Origin of the sequence: Virgibacillus salexigens, from assembly GCF_014905415.1 — a bacterium.
Classification (GTDB): domain Bacteria; phylum Bacillota; class Bacilli; order Bacillales; family Amphibacillaceae; genus Virgibacillus; species Virgibacillus salexigens.
This window is the reverse complement of the sequence record NZ_BNEO01000177.1, coordinates 1-296: the sequence shown is the minus strand read 5'-3', so window position 1 is coordinate 296 and position 296 is coordinate 1. Positions and strand designations below refer to the sequence as shown.

Genomic DNA, 296 nt, shown 5'->3' with positions numbered 1-296 from the left:
ATAATGCACAGCTGGTATCATATTTTTCCAAAAAATACAGGATTAAGTGCTTTTGCGTGGGTTGTTTTTTGTTTATTGCCCTTTTATTTTATTGTCCGTTCGTCAAATTTTATAGCAATAGCTATTGGGATAGCGCTCATTGTGCTTTTCTTTACCACATATCGACTTGCTTTTATTAAAAAAGGATGCACGGTATATTTTTCTGTTAGTATTCAAATAGCCATTAGTATCGGAATGACACTATACTTTGGGTATGTATACTTTTCTCTGTTTTTAGCTTTTTTCATTGGTAATAT

At 31.8% G+C, this 296-nt stretch carries 1 pseudogene; it reads left to right on the top strand.

The features are described from left to right. Positions 1–3 precede the first annotated feature (3 nt). A pseudogene (locus tag JKP73_RS23345) lies at positions 4–296 on the top strand (sensor histidine kinase); the annotation flags it as partial.